Origin of the sequence: Yoonia sp. R2-816, assembly GCF_046762905.1 — a bacterium.
GTDB lineage: Bacteria > Pseudomonadota > Alphaproteobacteria > Rhodobacterales > Rhodobacteraceae > Yoonia.
In genome coordinates this window covers 1-21,770 of record NZ_JBKQXN010000350.1, presented here as the reverse complement: position 1 = coordinate 21,770, position 21,770 = coordinate 1, and the positions used below count along the sequence as shown (strand labels likewise).

The window sequence follows — 21,770 nt, the reverse complement described above, 5'->3', positions numbered from 1 at the left end:
GATGACCGATGACCGCGCCATTTCCCGGCTGGAACGTCTTGGCACAACAGGTGCGCTGGACAAGGTAAAGGCGGCACTGGACAAGGCCCCGCCTATTCTGGACGAATTCGGGTTCAGTGCAGATGCCGTGCGCGCCGCCCTTGGTACTCGTTTCGATCAGTTGGAAAGCGTAGGCATGCGCGCATCGCAACTTGAGGCAATTGTGCGGGCTGTAGGGCGCCCGCCGCTGATCGTGCGCAACGGCAAGATCGAAGGCACAATGGCGCTGGCCGACGATTTTGATGCTGGCATTAGCGGCAGGATCGCGGCGGTTGAACCCCTTGTCGGATCGGTCGGGCGGATCGAATTCATCAATCACGACATGGCGTGGGGTGGAACCGGCTGGGTGATCGAGGATGACGGTACTACGATGCTGATCGCCACCAACCGGCATGTGGCCAAGCTGGTGGCGCGGCGCACGGCCAATGGCGATGGGACTTATATGTTCAGCCCGGCCTCTGTCCGATATGGCGCGCGGATTGATTTCGGGGAAGAGGCTGACGTGCCCCCTGATCCTACCCGCGTGCTGAAGATCGAGAAATTCACCTATCTGGCCGATGACGCCGCGGCCGATGTGGCCATTGCCCGCGTCACCCGGCCCGATGCGGGTGTACCCATCGGCGCGCTGCCGCTGGCCGCCAATGATGGCGATGATCAGGAAACAGTGGCCGTTGTGGGTTATCCAGCTTCTGACCCGTTCCGTAACGATCCGACAGAGATGCAGAATTATTTCAAGGATATCTACGATGTGAAACGCTTTGCCCCCGGTTTCCTGCGGGTGCAAGACACGCTGGGCATTCTGGGCCATGACTGCACGACGCTGGGCGGCAACTCGGGATCGCCGGTGATCAGCCTTGAGCAGAAAGGTGTTGTGGGACTGCATTTTGCTGGCACATATGGGGTGGGCAATAGTGCCGTGCGGGTCAGCACGCTGAAAGGGTTGTTGGATCAGACAACAACTGTTGTGCCCGTTCCCGATGAGGTGGCGGCGGTTTTCGAGGACCCCACCCATGATGCGGATCATTTCGCGGGCCGCGAAGGGTATGACCCGAACTTCCTGCGCGTCGTGAATGTGCCGTTGCCAACGATACCGGACGCGCTGGATCTGGCGAAACCCAGCGACGCGACGGCAGAGCGGCCGCACGAGTTGCGCTATCAGCATTTTGGTGTGCTTTATAGTCTGGCCAAGAAAAGCCCGGTGATTGCAGCCCTCAATATCGACGGGGACCAGACAAGGCGGATCAAGCGCAGCAATTCGCGCTGGTGGAAGGATCTGCGCATTTCGGCGGACAAACAGCTGGGCCGTGACGATTATGATGATCCCGAGATTGATCGGGGGCATATGGTGCGTCGGGCCGCCACGAATTGGGGGCCGGATGTCGAGACCGCGAAGCGCGCGAACCTGGACAGTTTCCATTACACCGCCGCCAGCCCGCAGCATGAGGGGCTGAACCAGAACACGGCAACTTGGCTGGGTCTGGAAGATCACATCATGGATAACGTGCGCACCTTCGGGTTCCGCGCCAATGTGTTTACCGGGCCGGTCTTTTCCGATGATGACCCGCCACTGGGCGATAGCGGCGCGCCCATCCCGCTGCATTACTTCAAGGTGGTGACGATGCTGGCAGAGGATGAAAACGCCACCCTGCGCCTGCACGCAACGGCATATGTTCTGAGCCAGGGGCAGTTGATCCAACAACTCTTGCTGGATCAGGGTTTGGCAGCAGCGGTGGAGGGGTTCACCTTCGGCGCATTCCGCACCTTCCAGGTGCGTATCGACGATCTGGAAACCTTGACCGGCTATGATTTCGGCCCGCTGCGCGATGCCGATCCATTAGCAACACCGGACGAAGCGAACGTGCGGGTGCAACCGCTGGACCGTTTGGAACAGATCAGACTGTAATATGTCAAAATCCCTGGTGACGCTCACTTTCGTGTCACCGGAATTGCTTCGTTACCGCGCATGGGCCACAAGGCTTGAAACCTTGGATACCGCCCCATGCTCGACCGCTATGCCCGCCAGTTGATTGATCCACCGCTGAACCAGATCGGTAGCGGTCTGGCGGCGCGGGGGTTCACGGCCAATGGGGTGACGCTGATTGGCTTGGGGCTGGGCCTGCTCGCTGCTGCGTTCATCGCGCTGGGCTGGCCACTGCTCGCCCTAGTGCCGCTGCTCGCCAGCCGCATTGCCGATGGACTGGACGGGGCGGTGGCGCGCGCCACCCGCAAGACCGACTTTGGCGGCTATCTGGATATCGCCGCTGATTTCCTGTTCTATGGGGCCATCCCGCTGGCCTTTGTGCTGAACGATCCGGTGACCAACGGGGCAGCGGGGGCGTTTCTGCTGGCCTCATTCTATTTCAACGGCACCAGCTTTCTGGGCTACGCCATTCTGGCGGAAAAGCATGGGTTGAAGACGGACGCGCAAGGGCAAAAATCGCTCTATTACTCCAACGGCATTCTAGAGGGGACAGAGACCATCGTGTTCTTTGTCATCCTCTGCCTGTTCCCCGCATATTTCGCAGTTCTATCGTGGATCTTTGGCATCTTGTGCTTTGCCACGGCGACACTGCGGATATATGCCGCAAAACAAATCTATACCGAGTAAAGGAAAGCTCACATGAAACATCTTGCCGTTCTGGCCGCCCTGTTGGCTCCGGTGCCTGCGCTGGCCGATATTGACGTGACCAATTGGGATGCCGTCGTGGCTGAAGCCGACGGACAGACCGTCTATTGGAATGCCTGGGGCGGATCGACGACGACGAATGATTTCATCGCCTGGGTCGGTGACCGGGTGGCCGAGGAGTACGGCGTGACCCTGGAACATGTGAAGCTGACCGATACCGCCGATGCTGTCACCCGCGTCCTGTCCGAAAAGCAGGCGGGCGAGGATGAAGGCGGCGCCATCGACATGATCTGGATCAACGGTGCCAACTTTGCGGCGATGAAAGAGGCTGATCTGCTCTTTGGCCCTTATGCCGAGCAGCTGCCGAACTGGGCGCTCGTCGATACTGAAGGAAAATCAGTACAAACCGATTTCACCGTGCCGACCGAAGGCTTTGAAAGCCCATGGGCCATGGCCCAGGTCGTGTTTGATTACGATACGGCTGATCTGGCAGAGCCGCTTGGTTCCATGCAGGAGATCCTTGAATGGACCGCCGCAAACCCCGGGCGCTTTACCTATCCGCAGCCGCCGGATTTTCTGGGCACCACGTTTCTGAAGCAGGTTCTGGTGGATATCCTGCCCGACCCGTCAGTTCTGTCCGAACCGGCCACGGATGAGAATTATGACGAGGTGACCGCCCCGCTTTGGGCCTTTCTCGACGAACTGACGCCAAACCTCTGGCGGGAAGGCAAGGCCTATCCCCCCACCGGAACGGCCATGTTCCCGCTGATCGCCGATGGCGAACTGGATCTGTCGATTTCGTTTAGCCCCGGTGCGGCGTCCACAGCCATTGCCAATAACGAACTTCCCGACACCGTACGGACCTTTGTGCTCGACAAGGGCACGATCGGGAATGCGTCCTTTGTGGCTGTTCCTTACAACTCCGGTTCCAAGGCGGGCGCCATGGTGGTTGCCAACTTCCTGATGTCGCCAGAGGCGCAGGCCCGTGCGCAGGATCCGGCCATTCTGGGATATGGGACCGTGCTGAATATGGACGCGTTGACACCTGAGGACCTGGCGCTGTTTGACGCGCTGGATCTGGGCATCGCCACGTTGACCCCGGCTGAGTTGGGCACCGTTCAGGCAGAACCGCACCCAAGCTGGATGACGCGCATCGCCGATGACTGGATGACGCGCTATGGCGTTGCGCAGTAGTCGTTTTAATGCTGGCGAAACGCAGTCCCGGGTCTGATCCGGGACAGCGACCTTCATGAAAACCCGCCGGTTTCCACCCGCCCTGCCGATCCTCACGCTTTTGGCGATGTTGGGTCCGGTCGCCGCAGGGCTTTGGGGCACCCTTCTGCCCGCCTTTGGGCATTTGCCTGCAGCAGGGCTCAGCGGTCCGTCGCTTGCCCCATTTCGCGACCTGTTCGACTGGGTCGGGCTGCCCCGGGCGATGCTTTTATCCATCAGCACAGGGATCATCGCGACTTCGGTCTCCCTCACCATCGTCATGCTCGTCACCGCAGGCTGGTCAGGGACGCGACCCTTTCGGGTGCTGGAGCGGCTGCTGTCGCCCTTGCTGTCCGTGCCGCATGCCGCCGCTGCCTTTGGCCTCGCCTTCCTGATCGCTCCATCCGGTTGGATCGCCCGCCTGCTGTCACCGGGTGTGACAGGGTGGGAGCGCCCACCGGACCTGCTGATCGTGCAGGATAGTTGGGGTCTGACCATGACAGTTGGCCTGATCGTGAAAGAGGTGCCGTTTCTGTTGCTGATCACGCTCGCCGCCTTGGGGCAGGCTGACGCGCAGCGCAGCGTGACAATCTCGCAGGCCCTTGGATATGGCCGTTTAACGGGATGGCTGAAAACAGTGTTCCCGCGCGTCTATGCGCAAATCCGACCGCCGATCTATGTGGTGCTGGCCTATTCGATGTCCGTGGTGGATGTGGCCGTGATCCTTGGCCCGAACACGCCACCCACCCTGTCCGTTCAGATCGTCAAATGGATGTCCGATCCTGATTTGGCCATGCGCCTGACCGGGGCTGCCGGTGCCTTGCTGCAGCTGGCACTGGTCATCGGGGCACTGGCGTTCTGGCGATTGGGTGAGATCGTGGCGGCCCATGTCGGCCGTCGATGGATTGCGGCGGGCCGCCGTGGCAGGCTGGATATCGTCACCGCGCATGTGGCGTTGGGCCTTGGTGCGGCTTCGGCGCTGGCCGTGCTACTGGGACTGGTGGTGCTGGCCATCTGGTCCCTTGCCGGCTTCTGGGGTTTCCCCGATGCGTTCCCCGACCAGTTCACATTCCGCAATTGGATGCGCTTTGGGCCCGGTACGCTTGAGGCACTGGGGGAGACGGCGCTGATCGCCATTGTCGTCGCGGGTGTCGCCCTGATCCTGACGATTGGCTGTCTGGAGGCCGAGTATCGTCACGGCCTGCAATTCAGCCAACGGGGTGTGTGGTTGTTGTATCTGCCGTTGCTGATCCCGCAGACGGCATTCCTGCCAGGCCTGCAAACCCTGATGCTGAATATCGGGGCGGATGTCGGGCGGTTGCCTGTAATGCTGGCGCATCTCGTTTTTGTGCTGCCTTACGTATTCTTGTCGCTGGCCGATCCGTTCCGGGCCTGGGATACCCGGATGGGCACCATTGCCGCAGCCTTGCGGGCCAGCCCGAATGGGGTCTTGTGGCGGGTGCGCCTGCCGATGCTGCTGCGCCCGATCCTGACAGCGCTGGCGGTCGGGCTGGCGGTATCTGTGGGCCAGTATCTGGCGACGCTGTTGATTGGCGGTGGCCGGGTTGCCACGCTGACGACCGAGGCTGTGGCGCTGGCATCGGGCGGTGATCGCCGAGCCATCGGGGTTTACGGGTTGATGCAGACAGGGGCCGCGCTGGTACCCTTTGCATTGGCGCTGCTGATCCCGGCGGTTGTGTGGCGTAACAGAAAGGGGCTTCGCCATGGATAAAGGTCTGTCGCTACGCAACGTGACGATTTCAAAGGGTGACGTGCCGCTCCTTTCGGTCAATCACGACATCGGGCCGGGCGAGGTGCTGACAGTGATGGGGCCATCGGGCGTAGGCAAATCCACGTTACTTGCTTTCATCACCGGCACGCTGGCCCAGGATTTTGAGGCGACGGGCGAGGTCTGGCTGGATGGGCACGAGATCACACATGCCCCGCCCCACCGGCGCCGCGTCGGCATATTGTTTCAGGATGATCTGCTGTTTCCGCATCTGTCCGTCGGGGCCAATCTGGCCTTTGGTCTGGCCCAAGGCGGGTCGAGCCGAGACCGGTTGGCCAAGGTCGATGAGGCGTTGGACGAGGTGGGGCTGAAAGGTTTTGCCGACCGCGATCCCGCAACGCTGTCCGGCGGACAAAAGGCACGGGTTGCCCTGATGCGGATGCTATTATCCGAACCCTGTGGTCTGTTGCTGGACGAACCCTTTTCGCGGCTCGATGCGACCCTCAGGGCGCAGGTGCGCGAGATGGTGTTCGACCGGGCAAGGGCACGGGAGTTGCCGGTGCTGATGGTGACCCACGATGCAGAGGATGCGCGCGCGGCGGGTGGGGTGATTGTGACTCTGGGGGGTTAGGTAGTAGGGCTATATCCGTAGGCCGTCTGCGAAACGCAATTTTAGATGCTGTGTAAACTATAGTCGAATTTTTAGCTTGGGGGATTGGTCGAACCATATGCTGATTGCACTAAAGGAGATGACTGCAGAGAATCGACGGATCCTTGAGCAGATGTTTCAATACTATCTGTATGATATGTCGGAATTTACAGGATGGTCGTTGTCGGAAGACGGTTCGTTCTCCTATCCCACAGATCTGCTAACTCCTTATTGGCAAGAACAAGACCACTATCCATATTTTATTATTTGCAATGATGAGGTTGCTGGCTTCTGCCTACTCCGACGTTTGTCTGCCGATCGTATCATTTGGGACATGGGCCAATTCTTTGTTCTACGTAAGTTCCGCAGACACAAGCTGGGTGAAATGGCCTTTGAAAAGGCGATAACTCTGCATACCGGACAATGGCAGGTCCGTGTGTTGATCGCGAATAAACCTGCATATCAATTCTGGAAAAGAAGCGTCACCGTTGTGTCCAAGGGGAATTTCGCAGAGACCGTAGGAAGTTATCTTGGGGCGAAGATGACGTATTTCACCTTTCGCAGCGAACCCTAATTTTTTGACAAACCTCGCCGTCGTGGCACCCTGACCGCCAGCATCGGTTTGATCAGCGGCGATGCAAAACGGTTGAGGTCCAGCGCCTCGTGGACCCCGGTCACCACTTCGCCGTTGAGTGTTGTTTGCACGGCAGAGCGGGAGTAGAACGGCGCATCCAGCATATTCAGCACTTGTCTGGGCATTGTGCCGGGATCAGCCCGGGTTTCACGCCTCACCTGCCATAGCGATCGTTTAAAGCGTGTGCGTGGGGGTGCTTCTACCTCTTGCGCGTTGCCGCCCTTGTCAAAGGCGATGGCGGTGTCGAGCGTTGTGCCATCCCGACGCACGGCATCATAGATGCAAGTCGCCCCCGCCTTGGTCGGATAACGGCCCCAGGTCCAGAAGCTGAAATCCTGCTCCAGCGCGCGGGTCCCGAAATTGGCATCGAAATAGCCATGACCAGACCATTGCCAGCCCTTTGCCTCGAGATCGACGGTGATGGCCGAGGATGGCGCGAAGGGCCGCCAGATATGGGTGCCGTCCGGGGTGAGTGGCAATTCGATCGATGTCATCGCATCGGGGGTGATCGTGATCCGGCCACGCACCCGGCTGATGATTGGCGGGCTTGAAATTTCATTGATGTCGATGATCAATTCGCGGCCTGTCCAATGCATCGATGACGGGCCAACCTGCAGCGTGTCCCGTGATGTCACCAGCGCATCGCGCCCCCGATCCGTCATGGTGAACCGCCCGCCGGGCCCATAGGTGGCCACATTGATACAGCAGTGATTGGCGGGGTCACGGCGCCCTGACCACGCATACCAAGGCGAAAAAACCGATCCTATGAACCCGATGACAGAGACCGCTTTGGTCCCGCAATCGCTGATCCCGTCAACATACCACCACGCGTAGCCGTTTGGGGGGACGTCAAGTGCGAAGCAAGGTCCGTCATGATCGCCGCGGCCGCGTGCCGGGCGGAGAGCACAGCCATCGGCACCCCCGCCCCCGGATGCGCCCCGCCCCCGCAGAGGTAAAGGCCCGGCATCTGCGTCCGTGCCATCGGGCGTTTGAACGCCGCCGTCAGCCCATGCGGGCTCCGCCCGTAAAGGGAACCGCTGCTGCCCGGAAACATCGCGTCGAACCCGTGTGGTGTTGTCAGCGCCTCTGACCCCGGTTGCGGATCGAAGGTCAGCCCGAATTGCTTGAGCCGGGCGAAAATCAGTGTCTGACATGGGCCTTTTTCCTTTTCCGGGTCGCGGGGGATGGGGGGGGCGTTCATGATGATCTCGAACCGCTGCACGGCGTCTGGGGCAACGGCCCCGTGATCCTGCGCGCAGAGATAGAGCGTGGCATCGGTGGGCATTTCACCTTTGGCAAGGCTGGCGAACTCTGCCTTTGGGGTATGTCCGAAAAACACGGTGTGGTGCGCCAGATCGATGCCCTTGGGTACTGCCGCAAAGGCGTGGACATAAGCCGACAGGCTGCGCGGTTCGGTGGCGGTTTGCGGCACCGCCTCTTTCGGGCCGACGCCTAGCAGGCCGGTGGTCAGCGCGCGCGGATCGCCGTTGAACAGGACGACATCGGCTGGGACATGGCCGCCAGCGGTTTCGACACCGGTGACCTTGCCGCCTTGGCGTGTGATCCGCGTTGCCTTGGTGTTGTAATGAAACTGCGCGCCGCGCGCCGCTGCCAGTGCGGCGATTGTTGTGGCGACGCGATGCATCCCGCCTTTGACGGTCCAAACACCCTGCGCCTCGGCCTGCCAGATCAGTGACAGAATCGCAGGGGCGGCATAGGGCGATCCGCCAACATAGGTGGCGTAGCGCCCGAAGAGCTGCGCCAGTCGCAGGTCGCTGAAAGACGTGCTCAGCAACCCGGCGAGGGTCCGATGCGGGGCCATATCACGGATCAGGCCGGGCTTGTGCAGTACGGTGCGGGTCATTGCCCGCTGATTGGGCTCTGCTGTCTGCATCATGGGCACGTCGAAATTGTCAAACAGACGCTTGGCGCGGGCAGAAAACTTGGTGAATTGCGCGGCGGCCTTGGCGCCAAAAGCATCTGCGATATTGGCGTGGCAGGCTTCGGCATCCGCCATCAGATCCAGTCGTGTGCCGTCGTCCCAGTAGTGCCGCGCCAATGTTTGAAGGGGGGTTAGCGTCAGATGATCATCCAGATTTTCGCCGACATCGCTGAACAACGCAGCAACGACGTGTCGCATTGTCAGGACGGTCGGACCCGCATCAACCGGCCCAGCCTTGGAAGGAACAGTGCGCATTTTGCCGCCCGGCTGGTCATGCATATCCAGCACGGTCACGTCACAGCCCTGATGACTGAGCCGCAGTGCCGCGGCCAGCCCGCCGATGCCTGCACCGACGATGACGACTTTTTGGGCGCTGCCCTTCATCCGATCCTCAGACTCGTCTGTCCTATTTGATTTACATTGACACATGTAAACTAAAATGGACACTATGAAGTGCAAAGGGGACACGCACATGAAAATCTCGGATCGGATTGAAGCGACCATCAATGCAGCGATCAGGCAGGGACAAGGCGGCATTGCACCAGCCAAGCTGGCTGCCGCCCTTGACTATGCCGTGACCCCCGGCGGCGCACGGATCCGGCCCACGATCCTGACATCAGTGGCCATGGCCTGCGGTGACGACAGGCCGGATGTGACGGATGCAGCCGCTGCCGCGCTTGAGCTGATCCATTGTGCGAGCCTTGTCCACGACGATTTACCTTGTTTTGATGACGCCGATCTTCGTCGTGGCAAACCGGCGCTGCACCGTGCTTTTTCAGAACCGCTGGCCGTTTTGACCGGTGACAGCCTGATTATCATGGCGTTTCAGGTACTGGCACGCGTGGCCGCAGATGCGCCGACCCGTGCGCTGGACCTGATCGAGATTCTGGGCACCCGCACTGGCATGCCCTTTGGCATATGCGCGGGCCAGGGGTGGGAAAGCGAAGATCAGATTGATCTCTCTGCCTATCATCAGGCCAAGACAGGTGCGCTGTTCATTGCGGCCACCCAGATGGGGGCCGTTGCCGCCGGGCAAGAGGCAGGGCCATGGGGAGAACTGGGGTCGCGCATCGGCGAGGCGTTTCAGGTCGCCGACGATCTGCGCGACGCGTTGTGTGATGAGCAAACGCTTGGCAAACCCGCCGGTCAGGACGATCTGCACGGGCGGCCAAATGCGGTCGCATCGCTTGGGGTGCGCGGCGCAATCCAGCGGTTCGACGATATCCTTGGCGGGGCCATTTCGTCGATCCCGGCCTGCCCGGGTGAGGCCGCTTTGGCCCAGATGGTGCGCGCCTATGCCGACAAACTGGTGCCCGCCGGTGCCCGCAACCGGCCGACCGTTCCAGGTGAGTAGTGGCAGATCTCGATCTACCCGGATCCGGGTTTGCCCCTGATCCCCAAGCGGCGCGCCCCGCGTCGCGGCTCACTCGTCTGATCGCATCGCGCCAGTTTCAGAAATGGGCCGCCCGCTTCCCGCTGACCCGCAGACTGGTGCGCCACGAAGGCGAGGCGATGTTCGATCTTGTCGCCGGGTTTTGCCATTCCCAGATCCTGCAGGCGCTGGTCAAACTGGACATCCCAAAGACGCTGTTAGAGGCCGAACGCCCCCTTGATGCCTTGGCCAAAGATGCGGCAGTGCCAAAGGACCGGATGCAGGTTCTGCTGTCCGCAGGTATCGCGATTGGCCTGCTGAAACAGCGGCGCAGTGGCCATTATGCGCTGACAACGCGTGGCGCGGCGCTCGCCGGTGTGCCCGGACTGGATGGCATGATCCGTCATCACGACGTGCTTTATCGCGACCTGGCCGACCCGGTGGCGTTTTTCAGGGGTGAGGTTCAGACCGAACTGGCAGAATTCTGGCCTTACGTTTTTGGCGCCGGCGGCGCGACTGACCCGCAGGTCACCGCGACCTATTCGCAATTGATGGCGGATAGCCAGCTGCTTGTGGCAGAAGACACGCTTGCTCTGACTGATCTGGCTGGCGTCTCCCGACTAATGGATGTGGGGGGCGGCACGGGCACGTTTCTGGCCGCCACTGGGGCGGCATATCCTGAACTGGCTGTTACGCTATTTGACCTGCCCGCTGTCGTTCCCGCGGCGCAGACACGCTTTGCCGATGCCGGGATGTCGGGGCGGGCAACGATCGTTGCCGGATCATTCCGCGACAACCCGCTGCCGCAGGGGGCAGACATGATCAGCCTTGTCCGCGTGCTCTATGATCATAGTGACGCGACTGTGGCTGATCTTCTGCGATCAGTCTGGGATGCCCTGCCGCCGGGCGGATCGGTTCTGATTTCCGAACCGATGACGGGCGGGCAAACGCCCGAGCGGGCAGGTGACGCCTATTTCGCGCTTTATTGCATGGCGATGCGGACCGGGCGGGCACGGTCGGCGGAACAAATCGGCGATCTGCTGCATCACGCCGGTTTCGCCAACATGACGGGGCCGAAGTCACGGCGCCCTTTCGTCACCACTGTTTTGCAGGGTGTAAAGCCAAGTTGACACTTTTACTGTCCAAAGTAATTGACACAACGTCACGTCAAGTTAGACTGACACCAAGGACAAAGTGCCGCGGCTGAGTCCTTTCGGGTCTATCGCGGCAGGTGGGAGACGTTTTGGAAAGCAAGGCCGTCATACTCTCAGCACCCGGGAAACTGGCGCTCGATACGGTGGGAATCACATCGCCAGAGGCCGATGATATCGTTGTGGCGATCCGGCATTCCGGCATCTCCACTGGTACGGAAAAGCTGTTCTGGTCGGGTGAAATGCCGCCATTTCCCGGTATAGGCTACCCCCTGATCCCCGGATACGAGGCCGCTGGCGAAGTTGTCGAAGCAGGCGTTGACAGCGGCTACCGCGTGGGGGAGCATGTCTTTGTGCCCGGCGCCACTTGCTACGAAGGGGCGCATGGACTGTTCGGGGCCGCCGCCGCGACGCTGGTCACCAAAGCGGCCCGTGTGACCCGGATTGACGCAGGTTGGGGCGCCGCTGGCGCCCTGCTGGCCCTGGCCGCAACCGCGCGACACGCGATGGCGGGGCCGGGCAAGGCTGTTCCCGATCTGATCGTTGGTCATGGCGTGCTTGGCCGCCTTCTGGCCCGTCTGACCATTGCTGCCGGTGCGCCTGCGCCCACGGTCTGGGAAATCGACCCGATCCGGATGGGCGGTGCGGATGGGTACGCGGTGATGACCCCCGAAACCGACACCCGCCGCGACTATACATCCGTCTATGACGCATCCGGACGTGGCGACCTTTTGAATGACCTGATCGGACGGATCGCCAAAGGCGGCGAGATTGTTCTGGCCGGTTTTTATACCGCACCGCTGCAATTCGCCTTTCCGCCCGCTTTCATGAAGGAAGCCCGCTTTCGCATCAGCGCAGAGTGGACGCCTGACGACATGACGGCAACCAAGGCATTGGTTGAGGCCGGCGCGCTGGAGCTGGCCGACCTGATCACCCACCAACAACCGGCTGCCGAGGCGGCCAAGGCATACGAGACCGCCTTTACCGATCCGGCCTGTCTGAAAATGATCCTGAACTGGGGAACTGCGTGAAAGATGAGATTCCAAACCTGAAGGATTTTGATCAGCGCCTGCGGGATGAAGCGGCTGAAGAACCTTCGCTTGAGGTGCCGCAAGGCGAACCCACGTCGAAAACTCAGATCATTGCGATTTATGGCAAGGGCGGCATCGGCAAGTCATTCACATTGGCAAACCTGTCACACATGATGGCCGAGATGGGCAAACGGGTCCTGCTGATCGGCTGTGATCCGAAATCCGATACCACCAGCCTTTTGTTCGGGGGCAAGGCCTGCCCGACGATCATCGAAACCAGCGCCAAAAAGAAGCTGGCCGGTGAAGAGGTTGCTATTGGCGACGTTTGCTTTAAACGGGGCGGTGTTTTTGCCATGGAACTTGGCGGCCCTGAAGTGGGTCGCGGCTGTGGTGGCCGTGGGATCATTCACGGTTTTGAACTTCTCGAAAAGTTGGGGTTCCACGACTGGGACTTTGATTATGTGCTCCTCGACTTCCTCGGGGACGTTGTCTGTGGTGGCTTCGGCCTGCCCATCGCGCGCGATATGGCGCAGAAGGTGATACTTGTCGGATCGAACGATCTCCAATCGCTTTATGTTGCTAACAATGTCTGCTCCGCGGTCGAATACTTCCGCAAGCTTGGTGGCAATGTTGGGGTCGCCGGACTTGTCATTAACAAAGATGACGGGACAGGAGAGGCCCAGGCCTTCGCCGAGGCAGTTAGTATTCCTGTCCTTGCTGCAATCCCACAAGACGACGATCTAAGGAAGAAATCCGCCAATTATCAGATCGTCGGGACCCACCAAAGCAAGTGGGGCCAGATGTTTGAAGGTTTGGCAGAGGCGGTCGGCCTTGCGCCACCGGTCCGTCCGGCACCGCTGGATCAGGACGGTCTGTTGGGCCTGTTTGATGCCAAGGACACTGGCGGTGATTACCAGTTGGTCCCCGCAACAGATACCGACATGCGCGGCAAGAACGCCAAGCCCAAGGAAAGCCTGGAGGTCATCTATGATGACGCCTGATGCTGACAAAACCCAATGGGCGCAAGTGTATCAGATAATGGCCAAGGCCTGCCCCGAGCAGACCAAACACCTGCTGGACGATATCCGTCGCAGCGCCCCGATCATCGTCAAGGAACACCAACACCATGACGCATGAGCCCGGAAAAAAAGGCTATGAGGTCGGCTATGATGAGGCTGGCAAAGTCCAGATCATCGAAGGCGTTGCCCGTGCCGCGGTAGAGGTCCCGGATCAGGTCCGGGACGCTGTCGCGCTTGAGGGCGGCTGTACTGCCGGGGCAGCCACGATGGAGGCTGCAGCGAGGGCCGCGGGCAAATCGGACATCCTGGATCAATACGCCAAGGACTATCCGCAAGGACCCCACGACCAGCCGCAAAGCATGTGCCCGGCTTTCGGGTCTTTGCGCGTGGGCCTTCGCATGAAACGTGTGGCAACGGTGCTGTCCGGCTCTGCCTGCTGTGTTTATGGCCTGACCTTCGTGTCCCATTTCTATGGTGCGCGCCGGTCGGTGGGTTATGTGCCGTTCAATTCAGAGACATTGGTGACCGGCAAGCTATTCGAGGATATCCGCGAAAGCGTCCACGATATGGCCGATCCTGATCGCTACGACGCAATTGTGGTGACGAACCTGTGCGTACCGACCGCCTCTGGCGTGCCGCTGCGTTTGCTGCCGAAGGAAATCAACGGCGTGCGCATTGTCGGGATCGACGTGCCCGGTTTCGGGATCCCGACCCATGCCGAGGCAAAGGATGTGCTGGCCGGTGCGATGCTGAACTATGCCCGCGAAGAGGTTGCGGCAGGTCCGGTGCAAGCGCCCGTAGGCGGCAAGTCAGACCGTCCCACCGTTGCGCTTTTGGGTGAGATGTTCCCCGCCGATCCGATGATGATCGGCGCCATGCTGGGCCCGATGGGGCTGGCTGCCGGTCCCGTTGTTCCCACGCGCGAGTGGCGCGAGCTTTATGCGGCCCTTGATTGCGGTGCAGTTGCGGCGATCCATCCGTTTTACACCGCGTCCATCCGAGAGTTCGAGGCAGCCGGTCGTCCAATCGTAGGTTCCGCACCGGTGGGCTATAACGGCACGGCGGCTTGGCTGATGAATATCGGCGAGGCATTCAACGTGCCGCCAGCGCAGATTGCGGCGGCCCAGAATGCGTTTTTGCCTGCAATCAGCGAGGCGCTGAAAGGCGCTCAGATCAATGGCACCGTGACGCTGTCGGGTTATGAAGGGTCCGAGTTGCTGGTCGCTCGCCTGCTGATCGAAAGCGGCGCGGATGTCCCTTATGTCGGCACGGCCTGCCCCAAAACACCCTGGTCTGCAGCGGATGCCGAATGGCTTGCCTCGCGCGGTGTAAAAGTGACCTATCGCGCGTCGCTTGAGGATGACCTGGCCGCAGTTGACGCGATCAAACCAGATCTTGCCATTGGCACAACACCCGTTGTGCAGCACGCCAAGGAACACGGCATTCCGGCGCTTTACTTCACCAACCTGATTTCTGCACGGCCACTCATGGGGCCAGCGGGTGCGGGCTCGCTGGCTCAGGTCGTGAATGCGGCAATTGCCGGGAAAGAGAAGATGGACACCATGCGCGCCTTTTTCGAAGGCGTTGGCAATGGGGACACCGCAGGTGTCTGGGAAGGGTCGCCGAACCTGCGGCCGGACTTCCGTGCGCAGCATCAAAAGAAGCTCGACAAGATGGCGCGCGCTGCGAAAGCGGAGCAGATGATATGAAGAATTTTGGCCAAAATTCTTCCGTCGGGCAAAATCTTCGTGACGAAGATTTTGCGGCCCCGCAAGGAGGCGCGCCATGCTAGTCACCGATCACGATCGCGCTGGCGGCTACTGGGGTGCAGTCTATGCATTCTGCGCCGTCAAGGGCCTGCAAGTTGTGATCGACGGCCCTGTGGGTTGCGAAAACCTGCCCGTGACCTCCGTTCTGCACTACACCGATGGCCTACCCCCGCATGAACTGCCCATCGTCGTCACCGGCCTTGGCGAAAGCGAAATGGGTGAAGGTACCGAAGAGGCGATGAAACGGGCTTGGGACACGCTCGATCCTGCCCTGCCTGCGGTCGTTGTCACCGGATCGATTGCCGAGATGATCGGCGGCGGTGTCACCCCGCAAGGCACCAATATCCAGCGGTTCCTGCCGCGCACCATTGATGAAGACCAATGGGAATGCGCAGACCGGGCGATGACTTGGATCTTCACCGAATTCGGGATGACCAAGGGCCGGATGCCACCCGAGAAGAAGCACGAAGAAGACGCCAAGCCGCGCGTGAACATTCTTGGGCCGATGTATGGCGCCTTCAACATGCCGTCCGATCTGGCCGAAATCCGGCGTCTGGTCGAAGGGATCGGGGCCGAGGTCAACATGGTGATGCCCCTGGGCGCTCATGTAGCCGAGATGCGCAATCTGGTGAATGCCGATGTGAATATCACCATGTATCGCGAATTCGGTCGCGGCCTTTGCGAGGTTCTGGGCAAGCCCTACCTGCAAGCGCCGTTTGGGATCGACTCAACCACAAAATTCCTGCGTAAACTGGGTGAGTTGACGGGTCTCGACCCGGAGCCGTTCATCGAACGCGAAAAACATTCGACGATCAAACCGGTCTGGGATCTTTGGCGCTCGGTTACGCAAGACTTCTTTGCGACTGCGGAGTTTGGGATCGTCGCCAATGAGACCTATGCAAGAGGTGTCCGGCATTTCCTCGAAGGCGATCTGGGTTTCCCCTGTGCTTTCGCCGTTGCCCGCTGCCGTGGCAAGAAGACCAACAATGACGAAGTGCGCAGCCTGATCCACACCAAACGACCGCTGATCGTACTCGGGTCGATCAACGAAAAAATGTATATGGCGGAAATGAAGGCAGGGCATGGCCCATCGCCTGTATTCATCCCCGCCAGCTTCCCCGGCGCCGCGATCCGCCGCGCCACGGGCACGCCGTTCATGGGCTATGCAGGGGCGACTTACCTGCTGCAAGAGGTCTGCAATGGCCTGTTTGATGCGCTGTTCCATATCCTGCCGCTGGCCAGCGACATGGATGCAACCGACGCCACCCTGACACCGCTGCGCCGCGATTTCCCTTGGGATGCCGACGCGCAGGCCAAGCTGGATGAGATCGTGGCGACCCATCCGATCCTTACACGTATTTCTGCCGCCAAAACGCTGCGGGACGCAGCCGAACGCGCGGCCCTCGACGCCGGAGCCGACCGGGTTGTTCTGGAAACCGTCGAGACCCTGCAATCATCCTCGGGAGGACGCAAATGACTGATTTCACAACAGATGCACCGGTGCTTCGGAGCCGAACCGCACCCCCGAAACGTGAATACTATGCCTATTTCACGCTGATCTTTCTGGCGACCCTGCCCTTGGCATTTCTGACCTGGGGGCTGTCGGCAGCCCGCCGGATGGAACTGCCTGAAAAGGGACCGCTGGCCAAGGCCTGGACACAGGCCCGGATCATTACGCCGCATATCTTCAACGCATGAAGATACGGCAAGACATTTGCCCAGCGATGGGCATCCACAGGTTCATCATTCCCCCCCGGGATGGTGGATTGGGGCAGAGGAAGAGCTTCTGTCGTAACCCGGCCGCGGGGGGTGCGCGGCGTCAGACCCCAATTTTGGAGACAAAACATGGCTGACAAATCAGACCTGTCTTTCACAGGTCTTACTGACGAGCAGGCCCAGGAGCTGCACTCAGTTTATATGAGCGGGTTTGCGATCTTCACGATCGTCGCCCTGATTGCTCATTTTCTGACGTACATCAAGCTTCCTTGGTTCAGCTGGTAGGAAAGGAATAGCACATGGCACAGTTCTACAAGATCTGGCTGGTATTCGACCCGCGCCGCGTCTTCGTGGCTCAGGGCGTATTCCTGTTCCTGCTCGCAGCGATGATTCACCTCGTCCTGCTGAGCAACCCAGCGACAAACTGGTTCCAGCTCGCCTTTGGCGCGCAGTAACCGGCTTCGCCGCACAAGATAGCTACGGGCAGGGCCCCGCGTTCTGCCCGTAGCAAACACCGACATTGACGATGACAGGGCGCGCCCGAACGGGGACGCAGGGCCTGTCCATGAATGGAGTAGGAAGATGGCGCAGCTCAGCTTCGAAAGAAAATACCGGGTCCGTGGCGGGACATTGGTAGGCGGTGATCTGTTCGACTTTTGGGTGGGGCCATTTTACGTTGGCTTCTTCGGGGTCACGACGTTCTTTTTTGCCGTCCTAGGCACGATCTTGATCTTTTACGGGGCCAGCCAAGGCCCCACATGGAACCCCTGGCTGATCTCGATTGATCCGCCGCCTTTGGAATACGGCCTGGGTGCAGCGCCGCTACTGGAAGGCGGGCTGTGGCAGATTATCACGATCTGCGCCATCGGTGCCTTTGTCAGCTGGATGATGCGCGAGGTCGAGATTTGCCGCAAACTCGGCATCGGCTACCATGTGCCGTTCGCGTTCGGGGTTGCCATCTTTGCCTATGTCACGCTGGTGGTGATCCGCCCGGTCCTGCTGGGCGCGTGGGGGCACGGCTTCCCCTATGGCATCTTCAGCCACCTCGATTGGGTGAACAATGTGGGTTATGCCTATGGCAATTTCCACTACAACCCCGCCCATATGGTGGCGATCACCTTCTTCTTTACCACCTGTCTGGCGCTGGCGCTGCATGGCTCGCTCGTGCTGTCTGCGGTCAACCCTGGTAAGGGCAAGGAAATTGCATCGCCTGACCACGAAGACACCTATTTTCGCGATCTGATCGGCTATTCCATCGGACCTTTGGGCATCCACCGGCTGGGTCTGTTCCTGGCGCTGAATGCCGGCTTTTGGAGTGCGATCTGCATCGTGATCTCGGGCACCATCTGGTTCGAGGAATGGATCGTCTGGTGGGATTGGTATTACGAACTGCCCTGGTGGCGGGATCTGTAGGAGGACATGAACAATGGCTGAATATCAAAACATCTTCACCCAGGTTCAGGTTCAGGGACCGCCAGAACTGGGGATCAACCCCGCTGACACCAACCCCGCGTCAGAGCGGATCGGCAAAGGGCGGTTCTCCAAGCTGGCCGGCTGGTTCGGCAACGCCCAGCTGGGGCCGCTCTACCTTGGGTCCTTCGGGGTCATCTCGCTGGCGACCGGTCTGATCTGGTTTGTCATGGTAGGCATGTCATTCTGGGCGCAGGCTGATTACAACCCGGCGATTTTCCTGCGGGATCTGTTCTGGCTATCGCTGGATCCGCCATCGCCCGGCTATGGTCTGGGCATGCCACCCATGGATGACGGCGGCTATTTCATGATCGCCTCGTTCTTCCTGTTAGTCTCGGTGCTGACCTGGTGGGTCCGGACCTATCTGCGGGCCGAAGCATTGGGCATGGGCAAACATGTGGCCTGGGCATTCGCGTCGGCCATCTGGCTGTTCCTCGTGCTGGGCCTGTTCCGGCCGATCCTGATGGGCGACTGGTCTGAAATGGTGCCCTACGGCGTCTTCAGCCATCTGGACTGGACCAACCTGTTCTCGATCACCTATGGCAACCTGTTCTACAATCCGTTCCACGCGCTGAGCATCGTGTTCCTGTATGGATCCGCCCTGCTGTTCGCGATGCATGGGGCCACGATCCTTGCCGTCAGCCGCTTTGGTGGCGAACGCGAGATCGAACAGATCGTGGATCGGGGTACGGCCACGGAACGGGCCGCCCTGTTCTGGCGCTGGACCATGGGCTTTAACGCCACGATGGAAGGTATCCACCGCTGGGCCTGGTGGTTTGCGGTTTTGACGACCCTGACAGGCGGTATCGGCATCCTGCTGACCGGCACGGTTGTTGATAACTGGTTCGTCTGGGCGCAAGACCACGGCTACGCCCCGCTGGATTAAGGAGAGAGATGATGAAAAACGATAACATCCTTAACCTGAACGAAAAGAGCAGGCTGACCGCCGATATCACGCTCTTGATGCTCAAGGGGGCAGGTTATGCCGCGGCCTTTATCCTGGCGGTATGGCTGATCATCGCGGTCATCGCGCTCATTGGTCGGGCCCTGCCCGCCGAAAGCCGGGACACACCTGATCCGATTATCCGGTCGTCACTCACGGTTGATGCACCACTGGTGCAGACACTCTGACCACCTTGGGGCGGGCGGCGCGCGACGCTGCCGCCCGCCCCTTCGCCGTCGAACCTCCCTCCCTGGCTGGTTCGTCTTGGGGCATTGCGCCCCGTTCCCTTCCTGTTGGCTACAGGAGACTGGCGTCGCAAGCGGGGCAAACCCCTTGCGGCGCCTTTTTATACCTCAAGAGGTAACGCTATGACCGATCGCCCCGATACCCCGTTTCTTGACAGTGTTGCCGGTCCTGCTGATCTGCGACGGCTGAATGATACGGCGCTGGCGAACCTCGCCGATGACCTGCGGGCCGAGGTGATTTCGGCAGTGTCCCAGACCGGCGGGCATCTGGGGTCCTCGCTGGGTGTGGTGGAACTGACCGTCGCCATTCATGCGGTTTTCGACACGCCCCGGGACAAGCTGATCTGGGATGTCAGCCACCAATGCTATCCGCACAAGGTACTGACCGGGCGGCGTGACAGGATCCGCACATTGCGGCAAGAGGGTGGGCTGTCGGGCTTTACCAAGCGTGCAGAAAGCGAATACGACCCGTTTGGCGCGGCCCATTCCAGCACATCCATTTCCGCCGCTTTGGGCTTTACCGTCGGCCGCGACATGGGTCAGCCGACGGGTGACGCGATTGCCGTGATCGGTGACGGGTCGATCAGCGCAGGCATGGCCTATGAGGCAATGAACAATGCCGGGCACGAGGGGCGCCGGCTGTTTGTGATCCTCAACGACAACGAAATGTCGATTGCACCGCCTGTGGGTGCGATGTCGAAGTATTTGTCCAGCCTCTATGCCTCGCCCATGGGCGAGCTGCACAAGATGGCCGAAGGGTTCGAGGCGGCCTTGCCCGGCCCATTGCGCGACCACGCAAGACGGGCGCGGCAGTTGGTGACAGGGGTGCAGACAGGCGGGTCCGGCACGCTGTTCGAGGAGCTGGGGTTCAGCTACATTGGCCCGATTGACGGGCATGATATGTCACAGCTTTTGCCTGTGTTGCGAGCGGCGAAAACGCGGGCGACAGGCCCCGTCCTGATCCATGTTTGCACAACTAAAGGAAAGGGTTACGCCCCGGCAGAGGGCAGTGCCGATTGCGGGCACGGCGTATCAAAATTCGACGTCAAGACCGGCGCACAGGCCAAGGGAAAATCCAACGCGCCCGCCTATACCAAGGTGTTCGGATCGGCGCTGACGAAAGAGGCCGAGCTTGACCCAAAAGTCGTCGCTGTCACCGCGGCGATGCCGTCAGGCACCGGGGTCAACATTATGGGTGAGCGGTTCCCGAACCGTGTGTTTGATGTGGGCATCGCCGAACAGCACGGTGTGACATTCAGCGCGGGTATGGCCGCATCAGGGTTGAAACCGTTTTGCGCCATTTACTCGACCTTCCTACAACGCGGTTACGATCAGGTTGTGCATGATGTTGCCTTGCAAAACTTACCGGTTCGTTTCGCGATCGACCGTGCGGGCCTTGTAGGCGCCGATGGGCCGACCCATGCGGGCGCGTTCGACATCGGCTATATGGCGGCCCTGCCCAATATGGTGGTGATGGCCGCCGGGGATGAATTGGAGCTGATGCATATGGTGCGCACTGCTGCGGCCTATGATGCGGGGCCGATTGCGTTCCGCTATCCGCGCGGTGAGGGGGTGGGACTGGATCTGCCCGAACGGGGTGAGATTATCGCCATCGGCAAGGGCCGCGTGGTCCGTGAAGGCACTGATATCGCTTTGCTTTCCTTTGGTGCGCATCTGGCGGAATGCCACAAGGCGGCTGACGCGATGGCCGCACAGGGCGTGTCGGTGACGATTGCCGATGCACGCTTTGCCAAGCCGCTGGACCGCGATCTGATCCGGCAGTTGTTGCGCAATCACAAAGCGCTGGTGACAGTTGAACAAGGCGCGCGTGGCGGGTTCGGCGCCATGGTTCTGCATGATCTGGCCAATGATGGCTTGCTGGACGGACGCTGCCAAATCAGAACGATGACACTGCCGGACCGGTACATCGATCAAGCCTCACCGGCAGCGATGTATGCCGATGCCGGACTGACGGCGGTGGACATCGCAGCAACCGCCATGCAGGCCGCCGGGGTCAGGCTGAAACGGTCGCCCCAGGGTGTTGCGTGACCCCCCACCGTACGGTGGTTTTTGCCATTTACGGCGAACGGTTGGTCATTATGCACCCCCTTTTTAAGTGCTTGTAAACATTGAAAGCTGCTGGTCGCTTTGTGTGCGACACGGGCGCTTTTTGCGGCGTAGTGCTTGTATTACTTGATCAGATTGTAGGTCTTCGGTCCTGAT

General features: G+C 60.3%; 22 protein-coding genes. 20 read left to right on the top strand and 2 right to left on the bottom strand.

What is annotated here, in order from left to right; all coding sequences use genetic code 11:
• The first annotated feature begins 1 nt into the window (after window position 1).
• The 6 genes from ACFWW2_RS26030 (at window position 2) to ACFWW2_RS26005 (ending at window position 6,829) form a co-directional block, all read left to right on the top strand.
• Window positions 2-1,942 (top strand): DNA/RNA non-specific endonuclease, encoded by a 1,941-nt coding sequence (locus tag ACFWW2_RS26030; protein WP_393933470.1) that lies wholly within the window; start codon window positions 2-4, stop codon window positions 1,940-1,942.
• A 96-nt stretch (window positions 1,943-2,038) separates the two neighbouring features.
• Entirely contained in the window at window positions 2,039-2,647 is a 609-nt protein-coding gene (locus tag ACFWW2_RS26025) for a CDP-alcohol phosphatidyltransferase family protein (RefSeq protein WP_393933468.1), read from the top strand.
• A gap of 12 nt (window positions 2,648-2,659) precedes the next feature.
• Window positions 2,660-3,859 carry an ABC transporter substrate-binding protein gene (locus tag ACFWW2_RS26020; protein WP_393933466.1) on the top strand — a complete coding sequence of 400 codons (1,200 nt, stop codon included), beginning with the start codon at window positions 2,660-2,662 and terminating at the stop codon, window positions 3,857-3,859.
• Between the two features lie 55 nt (window positions 3,860-3,914).
• On the top strand, window positions 3,915-5,609 hold the full coding sequence (locus ACFWW2_RS26015; protein ID WP_393933464.1) for an ABC transporter permease: 1,695 nt from the start codon (window positions 3,915-3,917) through the stop codon (window positions 5,607-5,609).
• The gene (locus ACFWW2_RS26010) at window positions 5,602-6,237 is read left to right on the top strand and encodes an ATP-binding cassette domain-containing protein (protein ID WP_393933462.1); all 636 of its coding nucleotides are present in this window, start codon (window positions 5,602-5,604) and stop codon (window positions 6,235-6,237) included. The genes ACFWW2_RS26015 and ACFWW2_RS26010 overlap by 8 nt, the downstream gene beginning before the upstream one ends.
• A 97-nt stretch (window positions 6,238-6,334) precedes the next feature.
• A complete protein-coding gene (locus ACFWW2_RS26005; RefSeq protein WP_393933460.1) occupies window positions 6,335-6,829 on the top strand; it encodes a GNAT family N-acetyltransferase in 495 nt (164 codons plus the stop codon).
• Here the strand turns inward: ACFWW2_RS26005 and crtC are convergent.
• Both crtC and crtD read right to left on the bottom strand, forming a co-directional pair.
• Entirely contained in the window at window positions 6,826-7,698 is an 873-nt protein-coding gene (gene crtC, locus ACFWW2_RS26000; protein WP_393933652.1) for a carotenoid 1,2-hydratase, read from the bottom strand. The genes ACFWW2_RS26005 and crtC overlap by 4 nt on opposite strands.
• The gene (gene crtD / locus ACFWW2_RS25995; RefSeq protein ID WP_393933458.1) at window positions 7,653-9,215 is read right to left on the bottom strand and encodes a 1-hydroxycarotenoid 3,4-desaturase CrtD; all 1,563 of its coding nucleotides are present in this window, start codon (window positions 9,213-9,215) and stop codon (window positions 7,653-7,655) included. The genes crtC and crtD overlap by 46 nt, the downstream gene beginning before the upstream one ends.
• 88 nt (window positions 9,216-9,303) lie before the next feature.
• Between crtD and ACFWW2_RS25990 the strand changes: the two genes are divergently transcribed.
• From ACFWW2_RS25990 to dxs, 14 genes are all read left to right on the top strand, one after another.
• Window positions 9,304-10,185, top strand: coding sequence for a polyprenyl synthetase family protein (locus tag ACFWW2_RS25990; RefSeq protein ID WP_393933456.1), 882 nt, complete (start codon window positions 9,304-9,306; stop codon window positions 10,183-10,185).
• Window positions 10,185-11,333 (top strand): methyltransferase, encoded by a 1,149-nt coding sequence (locus tag ACFWW2_RS25985; protein WP_393933454.1) that lies wholly within the window; start codon window positions 10,185-10,187, stop codon window positions 11,331-11,333. Before ACFWW2_RS25990 ends, ACFWW2_RS25985 begins: the two co-directional genes overlap by 1 nt.
• Before the next feature lie 113 nt (window positions 11,334-11,446).
• Window positions 11,447-12,385: a chlorophyll synthesis pathway protein BchC gene (bchC, locus tag ACFWW2_RS25980; protein ID WP_393933452.1), complete on the top strand. Its 939-nt coding sequence runs from the start codon at window positions 11,447-11,449 to the stop codon at window positions 12,383-12,385.
• Complete coding sequence (locus tag ACFWW2_RS25975) at window positions 12,382-13,386, top strand: chlorophyllide a reductase iron protein subunit X (protein ID WP_393933450.1); 1,005 nt, start codon at window positions 12,382-12,384, stop codon at window positions 13,384-13,386. Before bchC ends, ACFWW2_RS25975 begins: the two co-directional genes overlap by 4 nt.
• Window positions 13,373-13,522, top strand: coding sequence for a hypothetical protein (locus ACFWW2_RS25970; RefSeq protein WP_393933448.1), 150 nt, complete (start codon window positions 13,373-13,375; stop codon window positions 13,520-13,522). The genes ACFWW2_RS25975 and ACFWW2_RS25970 overlap by 14 nt, the downstream gene beginning before the upstream one ends.
• Window positions 13,512-15,113: a chlorophyllide a reductase subunit Y gene (bchY, locus tag ACFWW2_RS25965; RefSeq protein WP_393933446.1), complete on the top strand. Its 1,602-nt coding sequence runs from the start codon at window positions 13,512-13,514 to the stop codon at window positions 15,111-15,113. Before ACFWW2_RS25970 ends, bchY begins: the two co-directional genes overlap by 11 nt.
• Before the next feature lie 76 nt (window positions 15,114-15,189).
• On the top strand, window positions 15,190-16,650 hold the full coding sequence (bchZ, locus tag ACFWW2_RS25960) for a chlorophyllide a reductase subunit Z (protein ID WP_393933444.1): 1,461 nt from the start codon (window positions 15,190-15,192) through the stop codon (window positions 16,648-16,650).
• Window positions 16,647-16,871, top strand: coding sequence for a cytochrome PufQ (pufQ, locus tag ACFWW2_RS25955; protein WP_393933442.1), 225 nt, complete (start codon window positions 16,647-16,649; stop codon window positions 16,869-16,871). The genes bchZ and pufQ overlap by 4 nt, the downstream gene beginning before the upstream one ends.
• 147 nt (window positions 16,872-17,018) lie before the next feature.
• Entirely contained in the window at window positions 17,019-17,174 is a 156-nt protein-coding gene (gene pufB, locus ACFWW2_RS25950; protein ID WP_393933440.1) for a light-harvesting antenna LH1, beta subunit, read from the top strand.
• A 14-nt stretch (window positions 17,175-17,188) separates the two neighbouring features.
• On the top strand, window positions 17,189-17,344 hold the full coding sequence (gene pufA / locus ACFWW2_RS25945; protein ID WP_393933438.1) for a light-harvesting antenna LH1, alpha subunit: 156 nt from the start codon (window positions 17,189-17,191) through the stop codon (window positions 17,342-17,344).
• A 127-nt stretch (window positions 17,345-17,471) separates the two neighbouring features.
• Window positions 17,472-18,302 carry a photosynthetic reaction center subunit L gene (gene pufL, locus ACFWW2_RS25940; RefSeq protein ID WP_393933436.1) on the top strand — a complete coding sequence of 277 codons (831 nt, stop codon included), beginning with the start codon at window positions 17,472-17,474 and terminating at the stop codon, window positions 18,300-18,302.
• A 13-nt stretch (window positions 18,303-18,315) separates the two neighbouring features.
• Complete coding sequence (pufM, locus tag ACFWW2_RS25935; RefSeq protein ID WP_393933434.1) at window positions 18,316-19,245, top strand: photosynthetic reaction center subunit M; 930 nt, start codon at window positions 18,316-18,318, stop codon at window positions 19,243-19,245.
• A gap of 11 nt (window positions 19,246-19,256) precedes the next feature.
• Complete coding sequence (gene pufX / locus ACFWW2_RS25930) at window positions 19,257-19,490, top strand: RC-LH1 core complex protein PufX (protein ID WP_393933432.1); 234 nt, start codon at window positions 19,257-19,259, stop codon at window positions 19,488-19,490.
• A gap of 180 nt (window positions 19,491-19,670) precedes the next feature.
• Window positions 19,671-21,596 (top strand): 1-deoxy-D-xylulose-5-phosphate synthase, encoded by a 1,926-nt coding sequence (gene dxs / locus ACFWW2_RS25925; RefSeq protein ID WP_393933430.1) that lies wholly within the window; start codon window positions 19,671-19,673, stop codon window positions 21,594-21,596.
• Window positions 21,597-21,770: the final 174 nt, after the last annotated feature.